Origin of the sequence: Micromonospora sp. DT4 (assembly GCF_049841675.1) — a bacterium.
In the GTDB taxonomy this organism is placed as follows: domain Bacteria; phylum Actinomycetota; class Actinomycetes; order Mycobacteriales; family Micromonosporaceae; genus Micromonospora.
This window is the reverse complement of record NZ_JBNCKT010000325.1, coordinates 1-825: the sequence shown is the minus strand read 5'-3', so window position 1 is coordinate 825 and position 825 is coordinate 1. Positions and strand designations below refer to the sequence as shown.

The window sequence follows — 825 nt, the reverse complement described above, 5'->3', positions numbered from 1 at the left end:
CATCGACATCGCCACCATCAAGATCTGGCTCCGCGACCTCGCCCGCGAAACCTGATCCACAAGACACGGCCTAGTCCACACCGCCCGCGCTGGGTAGTCGGTCGTTCACCCGGTGGTCGGCGGCGGAAAGGCGCAGAACTCGTTGCCCTCCGGGTCGGCCAGCACCCACCAGTGCGCCTTGTCGACCGGCTCGCGCACCGATCGCGCGCCGGCCGCGAGCACCGCCGCCGGGTCCGCGTCCGCCAGGCGCAGATCCAGGTGTACGCGGGTCGCGCCGACCCGGGGTTCGGGCACCCGGTTCACCCAGATCGACTCGGCGTCCGAGCGCGCCGAGCGGGGATCGATGCGCGTGTCGCCAGCACCGCCGCGTGTCGGACGCGGCGGTCCGCAAGATCCGCGCAGTTTCGGTGATGGTGCTGCCTCCGGCGGCCCGCAGGCAGCACCATCTGGGATGTTGTGCGGATCGTGGGGGTGCGGTCAGTGCTGCTTGGCGTAACCGACGAACGCCTTCCAGGCGGTCGGGGTGATGTGCAGGGTGCCGCCGTCGCGGTCCTTGGTGTCGCGCACCAGCACGACGTTCGGCAGGTTGTCGGCGACCTCGACGCAGGAGCCGCCGTTGCCGCCGGACCGGGTCGACTTGTGCCACCGTGGGGTTAGGGCATCCATGACTTCGTCACTTCCTTGATCAGCTCGATTGACTGCCGGCGGGGGAGCGCCTCGTTGCGGACGATCTCCCACGTCTTGGCCAGCTTAGAGCGACCGGCAATAGGTCCAAGATCCGGACATGCGGGTACCTGCGGGAAGGAAGCAGGCACGGGTCCATTG

2 protein-coding genes are annotated in these 825 nt (G+C 69.0%); both read right to left on the bottom strand.

Annotated features, from left to right (window positions below; genetic code table 11):
• Window positions 1-105 precede the first annotated feature (105 nt).
• Window positions 106-345: a VOC family protein gene (locus tag ACLQ24_RS29915; RefSeq protein ID WP_425895084.1), complete on the bottom strand. Its 240-nt coding sequence runs from the start codon at window positions 343-345 to the stop codon at window positions 106-108.
• A 132-nt stretch (window positions 346-477) separates the two neighbouring features.
• Entirely contained in the window at window positions 478-666 is a 189-nt protein-coding gene (locus ACLQ24_RS29910; RefSeq protein ID WP_425895083.1) for a DUF397 domain-containing protein, read from the bottom strand.
• Window positions 667-825 lie beyond the last annotated feature (159 nt).

Excerpts from the sequence above, each read along its gene's own strand:
- ACLQ24_RS29910 (WP_425895083.1), bottom strand. The coding sequence starts at position 666 with ATGGATGCCCTAACCCCACGGTGGCACAAGTCGACCCGGTCCGGCGGC.